This is a genomic window from Rhodococcus sp. NPDC057014, from assembly GCF_042673295.1.
GTDB lineage: Bacteria > Actinomycetota > Actinomycetes > Mycobacteriales > Mycobacteriaceae > Rhodococcus_F.
Window position 1 is genome coordinate 1 of the sequence record NZ_JBHUSF010000384.1, and the last position, 7,705, is coordinate 7,705.

At 66.0% G+C, this 7,705-nt stretch carries 8 protein-coding genes and 1 pseudogene; 4 read left to right on the forward strand and 5 right to left on the reverse strand.

Annotated elements, in window-relative coordinates; translation table 11 throughout:
* Nucleotides 1-216 precede the first annotated feature (216 nt).
* Nucleotides 217-1,095, reverse strand: coding sequence for a dihydrodipicolinate synthase family protein (locus ACFTZB_RS40280; RefSeq protein ID WP_378440720.1), 879 nt, complete (start codon nucleotides 1,093-1,095; stop codon nucleotides 217-219).
* Nucleotides 1,096-1,396: 301 nt separating this feature from the next.
* Here ACFTZB_RS40280 and ACFTZB_RS40285 point away from each other — a divergent pair, with 301 nt between their 5' ends.
* Entirely contained in the window at nucleotides 1,397-2,092 is a 696-nt protein-coding gene (locus ACFTZB_RS40285) for a response regulator transcription factor (RefSeq protein WP_378440722.1), read from the forward strand.
* 33 nt (nucleotides 2,093-2,125) lie between these two features.
* On the opposite strand, the gene ACFTZB_RS40290 is transcribed toward ACFTZB_RS40285, so the two are convergent.
* Nucleotides 2,126-2,782, reverse strand: a complete 657-nt coding sequence (locus tag ACFTZB_RS40290; RefSeq protein ID WP_378440724.1) for a GntR family transcriptional regulator — start codon at nucleotides 2,780-2,782, stop codon at nucleotides 2,126-2,128.
* An 85-nt stretch (nucleotides 2,783-2,867) separates the two neighbouring features.
* Nucleotides 2,868-3,026 carry a WhiB family transcriptional regulator gene (locus tag ACFTZB_RS40295; protein WP_378440734.1) on the reverse strand — a complete coding sequence of 53 codons (159 nt, stop codon included), beginning with the start codon at nucleotides 3,024-3,026 and terminating at the stop codon, nucleotides 2,868-2,870.
* Between the two features lie 413 nt (nucleotides 3,027-3,439).
* On the opposite strand from ACFTZB_RS40295, the gene ACFTZB_RS40300 reads away from it, so the two are divergent.
* Together ACFTZB_RS40300 and ACFTZB_RS40305 are read left to right on the forward strand one after the other, a co-directional pair.
* Nucleotides 3,440-4,444: a DNA topoisomerase IB gene (locus ACFTZB_RS40300; protein WP_378440726.1), complete on the forward strand. Its 1,005-nt coding sequence runs from the start codon at nucleotides 3,440-3,442 to the stop codon at nucleotides 4,442-4,444.
* A gap of 112 nt (nucleotides 4,445-4,556) precedes the next feature.
* Nucleotides 4,557-4,892: a DUF3140 domain-containing protein gene (locus ACFTZB_RS40305; RefSeq protein WP_378440728.1), complete on the forward strand. Its 336-nt coding sequence runs from the start codon at nucleotides 4,557-4,559 to the stop codon at nucleotides 4,890-4,892.
* Nucleotides 4,893-5,256: 364 nt separating this feature from the next.
* On the opposite strand, the gene ACFTZB_RS40310 is transcribed toward ACFTZB_RS40305, so the two are convergent.
* Together ACFTZB_RS40310 and ACFTZB_RS40315 are read right to left on the reverse strand one after the other, a co-directional pair.
* Nucleotides 5,257-6,438: a zinc-dependent alcohol dehydrogenase gene (locus tag ACFTZB_RS40310; RefSeq protein WP_378440730.1), complete on the reverse strand. Its 1,182-nt coding sequence runs from the start codon at nucleotides 6,436-6,438 to the stop codon at nucleotides 5,257-5,259.
* Nucleotides 6,439-6,738: 300 nt separating this feature from the next.
* On the reverse strand, nucleotides 6,739-7,188 hold the full coding sequence (locus tag ACFTZB_RS40315; protein WP_378440732.1) for a hypothetical protein: 450 nt from the start codon (nucleotides 7,186-7,188) through the stop codon (nucleotides 6,739-6,741).
* A 230-nt stretch (nucleotides 7,189-7,418) separates the two neighbouring features.
* Between ACFTZB_RS40315 and ACFTZB_RS40320 the strand changes: the two are divergent.
* Nucleotides 7,419-7,705: pseudogene (locus ACFTZB_RS40320) on the forward strand (catalase HPII); the annotation flags it as partial.

The following is a 7,705-nucleotide window of genomic DNA, read 5'->3' on the forward strand; positions in this document are numbered from 1 at the left end:
GTGCATCAGTGCGCACCACCGCGGTGAACACAGGAGAACAGACCGGCGCTGCATCCGCCACACCCCGGGGGAACCCCGGCCCAGGACCGCCCGTCATCTGCCGTTCCGGTGTGGCCGATGCGACTCCCCGAGTCGAAAAAAGCCCGCCCACAACGATGATCGCCGGCCCCGTGTCGGAGCCGGCGATCGTCGATATGTCGGGGCAGTGCGTCCCCGTTACAGTGCCGCGAGGGCCTTTTCGAGCTCGCGGAGGCGCGGGCCGGTCAGTGCGGCACCGGGCGCCCGCTGCGGGCCGGCGGGGTGACCGACCAGCTCCATCCCGGCCTTGACGGCCGCGGTGTATCCACCGCTGACGAGGGTGCTCATCACCGGGAACAGCTTGGCCCACAGCGTGCGGGCCAGCGCGAGGTCGCTCGCCGCGATGGCGTCGTACACATCGACCAGCTGACGCGGCACCACGTTCGCCGCACCGATGACCGAACCGGCGGCACCCTCGAGCAGGGCCGCGTAGAAGAGAGTGTCCCAGCCCACGAACACCGAGACCTTCTCCCCGAACTCGTGGATGAGCTGCGCCGCGGCGGTGAAGTCACCGCTGGTGTCCTTGACGTATTTGACGTTGGGCACCTCGTCGATCAGCTCACCGAGGATCTGCGGGGTCAGGTTCACCCCCGTCGCCGCCGGCAGGTTGTAGGCCATCACGGGGATCGACACCGATCCGGCGACGTCCTTGTAGTAGCTCTTGACCTCGTCGATGCTGAACGGCTCGTAGTACGGCGCCACCAGCATCAGCGCGGTCGCACCCGCCTTCTCCGCGTGCCGGGACAGCACGATCGCCTCGGCGGTGCTGGTCGCCCCGGTGTGCGGTACCACCGGCACCCGCCCTGCGGTCTGCTCGAGCACCACCTCCAGCGCGCATTCGCGTTCGCCGCGGCTCAGGGCGAAGAATTCGCCCGTCGACCCCAGCGGAACGAGCCCGTGAATCCCGGATTCGATGGTGCGGTCGACCAACCGGCGCAGACCGGCCTCGTCGAGCTGCTGATCCTGGGTGAATGGAGTGGCGACCGCCGAGTAGACGCCCTCGAGATCTTCTGACATGGATACCTCCTGGGGAGCAAGTGACCCATTAATGGTAAGTGAAACTTGCCAAAAACGGCAAGAGTGGGATGTAATCGAGGTCACGATGAAGCCGGGAAGTGTCCCCGACGAACGAGACCGTCCCCAGGGCAGCCACCGGCGCCCCCGAGCAATCCGGAGTTCGTAGAGATGAACGTGACCGCAGTTGAGCCTTTCTCACCTTCCTGGGCGGTGCTGTGCCGAGACCTTCTTCGCGAGATGTGTCGCAGCATGCCGTTGCAGATGTCATCGCCGTTGGCGCTTCCCGAAGAGGATCGGATCCGTGACCTGCCTCGCGTCAGATGAGCTCACACAACCCTCGGTCCTGCTGGTGGGCCTCGGGTCGCCGACCCTGCTGAGCAAGCTCGGCGCCCACGGTCTTCGAGTGTCCTGCACCGACCGTCGCGACCTGACTCCTGGCAGGCTCGACGCGCTGCGCCCCGATCTGATCGCCTATTTTCAACGCGAGGGGGACGAGATCACGTCCATGGTGCAACGGCAGCGACTCGACGGAATCGGTGCCGGAATCTGTGTCATCAGCAGCACGGCGTCCAGCGCCGACCGCATCGCCATCCTCGATGCCGGCGCCGACGATCACGTGGTGATGCCCTGCACCGTGCCCGAACTCGCAGCACGGTTCCGTGCCGTCCTCCGTCGTGTGCGCTGGACACCGATCGAGGACCTCGTCTTTCCCGCGATGACCATCAGCCTGATCGGGAGAACGGTGCACTCCCACGGCCACTGGGTCGAGGTGAGCCGACAGGAATTCGATGTCCTGGTCGTCCTCGCCAACAAGGCCGGGTGCGTCGTTTCCCGCGAAGACCTCGTCCGCACCATCTGGGCGGTGCCGGCGTCGATGGCAGCACGGTCGAACGTGCTGAACGTGTGCATCAGTTCGCTGCGCGGCAAGCTGGAGGCCACCGGAGCCGCTCGAATGATCCACACTGTCCGGGGGATCGGGTACGTCTTTCGGGCATGATCCGGGCCATCCCCGGGCGCGACATCGAGGCAGTCAGGTCGCGGCGCGACGCGCGGCCAGCAGAGCGACCAATTCGCGCGCACTGCCGATCGTGTGCACCGTGAAGGCGGCACGAATCTGCTCCAGGTCACGGGTCTCGAAAGCCTCGATCAAGGCGGCATGCACCGCGTGGGCGCGCGTGGGATCGGCGCGCGTGTACTGGTCGTGCAGCAGCGCGATGGTGATGTGCGCTTCGGTGACCGGCCACAGCCGCATCAGCAGGAAATTTTCCGACGCTGCCCAGATACTCCGATGAAACGTCAGGTGGGCCTCGTGATAGACGAGCGGATCGGGATCGAATGCGCGGGCTTCGAAGTCGCGCCACGCCTGCAGGACGAGTTCCATCCGATGCCCGGACGCATCGGCCAAGATCGCCGACACCGCCTGCATGTCGAGCGCCATCCGCGTTTCCGCGATATCGAGCAGTGCCGCATCGTCGAGCGAGGCCACCCGCAAACCCCGATAGGGCTCCTGGACGAGCAGGCCCTCCTGGGCCAGCTGACTCAGCGCCTCCCGGACGGTCGGACGACTCACGTTCAATTCGGAGGAGAGTCGCGCCTCGGTGAGCTTCTCCCCGGGCTGCAGCGAACCGAGCACGATGGCGCGTTTGATCTGCGCGATCACACCGTCGCGACGTGTGGTGGTGGCCACTGGCAGGAGAGCAGCGTCACGGTGTTCCGGCATACATCCTCCTCGTTGCCGATGCCCTGGATACAACAATGCCCCGACCGGCCGATCAGAGCGAGACCGACCGAAAATTCCGTGGCACCGCGAAACGCGCGCGGCGCTCCTTTCGCCGTTCCTGAGCGGTCATACCACCCCAGATACCGTGCCGCTCCTTGGCCACCAATGCGTAGTCTGCGCAGTGACGCGCCATCGGGCCGGCGTCACACAGCTGCTTCGCGGATCATTCACGCCTCACCCGAACATGTTGCGCTTCAACGTCTTGCGGGAAGAACAACTCGGTATTCGAACCGCGGCACGCCGAGAACTGCTGCCACTCGGCGTTGATGGGGATGCCCCGCGGCAATTCCGTCGCTGCCGCGCGCACAAAGGACTCGAGCCCTCCGTTGACGGTTGATGCCACGGCGCTGGAACGGAGTCGCGGGATTCCACACCCCCTTCGCGGCGCGCTGGAGAAGTCGTCCAGCAAACGTTCGCGACAACGCGGCAGACTGCGGGTCTCCCCAGCGTGCGCATCTTTGCGTGAGGGGTGCCTTTCCATCGCGTAGGGAGGAACGTGCGCATGCGCCTCCCGGGTTGGGGTACTCGGGTGAAGCGGAGACAGCATGCGCGAGAGGGGACCGAGTGAGGTTGCGGCACAGCGATCCGAACACCCCGGGCATACGCCGACGTCGGCGCGGCAACGGATTCTCCTACGAGGTCCAGGGCGGCGACGGTCGCGTGTCCTCCGGCGACCGAGCACGCATCGAGGCGCTCGTCATCCCGCCGGCGTGGCGGAAGGTGTGGATCAGTCCTCATTCGAACGGGCACATCCAGGCCGTCGGGGTCGACGCCGCCGGTCGACGCCAGTACCTCTACCACGATCAGTGGCGTCACGAACGCGATGAAGAAAAATTCGATCGCGTACTCGCGATGGCCGCACGCCTGCCGGAGTGGCGAGAACGGGTCGACAAGGACCTGTGCCGCCGGGGCCGCGGTCGAGACAGGGTCGAGGCCGTCGCGTTACGCCTGCTCGATCGTGGGGTGCTGCGAATCGGGGGCGAGGCGTACGCCGAGGACCACGGCTCCCGCGGCGTCTCCACCCTGCTGCGCGAACATGTCGACGTCCACCGTGGTGAGATACGGCTGGACTTCCCCGCCAAGAGTGGCGTGCAGCGCGTCCTCGCCATCGAGGACGCGTCCCTCGCGACAGCGGTCCGGTCCCTGTTGCGCAGCGACGCCGACACCGACCGGCTCCTCGTGTACCGCACCGACAGCGGTTGGGCGGAGGTGCACGCCGATGACATCAATACCCGTTTCAAGGAAGTCGCCGGCGACGAGTACACCGCGAAAGATCTTCGTACCTGGCATGCCACCGTCATCGCCGCCGTCGCGTTCGCCGATGTCGGTCCCGTCTCGTCGAAACGGGCGCGATCCCGCGCCGAGGCTGAGGTGATGCGTGAGGTCGGTGAGGTGCTGGGCAACACGCCCGCTGTTGCCCGCGCGTCGTATGTGGACCCCCGAGTGGTCACCGCGTACGAGTCGGATTACACCATCGCATCCGCGGTAGACCGCGCGCGGCGCTCGCGCTCCGAGGACGCCGAACGAGCGGTCGTCGAACGCGCGGTCATCCGGTTGCTGTCGCGTTGACACACGTGCGCGTTCGCTGGGGACGCCCACTTCTTCCCCGCAGGTGTCGATCGGGTGAGGCGGGGTACTCGGCTTCCCGTACGCACCTGCGTCCTCCTGATAGCGAGACACCATGGCCGAAAACAACGATGAGATTCAGACGCAATTCGACGACACCGTCAACATGACGGCCACCGAGCTGCGGCGGTGGCTCGACACTGATGAGTCGAAGTCCGCGGGGCAGAAGGCCGACGACGGCGGCGAATCGACTGGGCACGCCAGCGGTCGACGCATCGTCGACATCCTAGGAATGAAGAAGGCGGATCTGACCGATAACGACTACGCCCACATGCGTAAGGTCGTCGGCTACGCCCACCGTCATCTCGCGCAGCGACCCACCGGCAACATCGAGAACAGCAAGTGGCGGTACTCACTCATGAATTGGGGTCACGATCCCACCAAGAGCTAACAGAGTATCCGACGACATCACGGCCCTCGGCCGGTTGCAGGCGCGATCCGCGGGACCCCGGACCATGCCAGCATGGCCGAGTCCTCGGCGTCCTGACCGCCGCGTACAGTGTCGCGATCATCGTTTCGCCCCGGCTGCTCGCGAAGCCGGGCAAGCTCACCCGCGCGGTTTCGCCGAATGGATCGCCGGGTCCGGTCGATCTCGGTACCTATTCCGCTTCTGGGCGAATGACCCACTGAATCGCGGATGGCGAACCACTCGTTGCATCGAGGGGTGCCGCGGCGCCGAGATGTGCTCGACGTGCATGAGACGCCCTCTTTGTTTCTCCATTCCGCCAGTGAGGGTGACCGGTACGAGTCCGGCTTCACGGTGTGAGCTGGATCTTGACCGCCCCGTCTTGCTTCTTCTGGAAGATCTCGTAGGCGTGAGGCGCCTGTTCCAGGGGGAGTGTGTGAGTGGCGAAGGTGTCGACGCCGAGGGGATCGTCGTCGCCGAGAAGCGGCATGATGTCGTCCACCCACCTCTTGATGTTGGCCTGGCCCATGCGCAGCTGGATCTGCTTGTCGAACAGGGTGAGCATGGGGATCGGGTCGGCCATGCCGCCGTAGACCCCGATGATGGAAATGGTTCCTCCGCGGCGAACGATGTCGATCGCCGAATACAGTGCACCGAGACGGTCGACTCCGGCCCTCTGCATGAGCGGCGCCGCGACCGCGTCCGGAAGGTACCCGACGATCTGCTGGGCGAGCTTGCCGATCGGTGATCCATGCGCCTCCATGCCGACCGCGTCGATCACCGAGTCGGTGCCCCGGCCGTCAGTCGCGTCGCGGATCACGTCGGCGAGATCGCTGCCGTGCTCGTCGAGGTCGAGAGTTTCGATCCCCCGGGCCTTGGCGCGAGCGAGGCGTTCAGGGACGTTGTCGACCGCGATGACCCGTGCGCCCTTGTGATGAGCGATGCGTGCCGCCATGTCTCCGATCGGGCCGAGCCCGAGTACGGTGACCGACCCGCCCGCGGGGACAGCGGCGTACTCCACCGACTGCCAGGCCGTGGGCAACACATCGGACAGATAGACGAATCGGGAATCCGGCGGCCCCTCGGGAACTTTCATGTGGGTGAACTGGGCTTGGGGGACGCGGAGGTACTCGGCCTGTCCTCCCGGAACCTGGCCGTAGAGCTTCGAGAAGCCGAACAACGCCGCTCCCATCCCCTGGTCGCGGACCTGCGTCGTCTCACACTGCGTGTACAGCTTCAGGTTGCACATGAAACAGGTGCCGCACGAGATTTGGAACGGGATCACCACGCGGTCGCCGACCTTCAGGTCACCCGCCTCCGCGCCGACTTCTTCGACGATTCCCATCGGTTCGTGGCCGAGAACGTCCCCCTCTGTCATGAACGGGCCGAGGGTTTCGTACAGGTGGAGGTCGGACCCGCAGATGTTGGTCGTGGTGACCTTGATGACGGCGTCCGTCGGTTGTTCGATCTTCGGATCGGCGACGGTATCGACGCTGACCTTCCGTTTGCCTTGCCAGGTGACTGCGCGCACTGGGAACCACACCTCTCGTCGGTCGATGTGCGTTCCGGATGCCCGACGGGGGATGCAGGTAAACGTGTGGCCTTCCTCAGCGGACGTCGCCGCCCGTACGAAACGCCTACGCGACGTCGATCGAATACGGCTCCGTCACCGTGGCTGTGGCCTCTCCGATGGGGTCCCGGAGCAAAGCGCGGCGTCGTTCGTACCGCCGCACGACGAGCACGCTCGTCACATGTATTGCCGGCGAGCCACCAATGCTGACGTGTTGTCGTCAAGAACGCGTTCTCCTGCGACGCCACCGGCACAGTGGACTTATTTCTTGTCTTCGGCCTTGCCGACGCCTGCCTGATGCGCGGGGCCCACTCCGGGGTCGCTGCCCTCGGACTCGGGGGCTTCCGCGGCGGGCTTCTCCTCGGCGGGCGAGGCCACCGCGCCGCGCGGGGTGTCCTCCGGTTTCGGTGACTGCATTTCGCCGGCATCGACGTGGTCGTCGTGCTCCGGGCGTCCTTCCTGCGTGCTGGTGGTTCGGCCCTCGTACGGCGGTATCGCCGGCTCTGCATCCTTGGGAGGCAACGAGCCGCCGGCAGGCGCAGGGTTGCTGCCCGGCTCCCCAGTGGAGGTGACTTCCTCCTGATCCAGGGACCCCTGCTCGCGGCCGGCCTGGTTTGTTCCGGCCTGGGCGGGGCCCGCGTCGCGTGAGCCCTTCGGGCCGCGTTCGGACTGTGGTTCCTCGTGCAGTTGCTTTCCTGGTTCGGTACTCATGATCACTCCGTCCCGACGCAGCAGTACGCCGGATTCTCGCGTCGATTGTCGTTGACTTCTGCTACAGCTATGCCCTGGGACGCGAACACGAAACCGCATCTCGCTACAGGGGAGGGTTTGGTGCGGCGCCCATCCTGATTTGTTTCGCGAACGTGTGGGCACTCAGACATGAGCGGACCGTTCAGCAACGATGCGCCGAATCCCACGGATTTTCCAGGAGGAGCTACGCCGTGCCAAAGAAGAACCCGCACATTCCCGGAAGTCCGGGCTCCGGTACCCCGACGCTCACCGAACCCACCGAACCCACCGAGCCGTCGCCCCCCAAGCCCGATCAGCGGGCTCCGGTGCTGGGCACCGCGACCGGGCACCCCGTCGAAGGCCCGGACACCGCCCGCGGCCAGCAGGGTGAGCACCTCACCACAGCGCAGGGCGCGCGGCTGTACGACACCGACCATTCCCTCAAGGCCGGCGAGCGAGGACCGACCCTGCTCCAGGACCACCACCTCCGGGAGAAGAT

Coding starts and splice junctions, on each gene's coding strand:
- ACFTZB_RS40280 (WP_378440720.1), bottom strand. CDS start 1,095: ATGTCAGAAGATCTCGAGGGCGTCTACTCGGCGGTCGCCACTCCATTC.
- ACFTZB_RS40305 (WP_378440728.1), top strand. CDS start 4,557: ATGGCCGAAAACAACGATGAGATTCAGACGCAATTCGACGACACCGTC.
- ACFTZB_RS40315 (WP_378440732.1), bottom strand. CDS start 7,188: ATGAGTACCGAACCAGGAAAGCAACTGCACGAGGAACCACAGTCCGAA.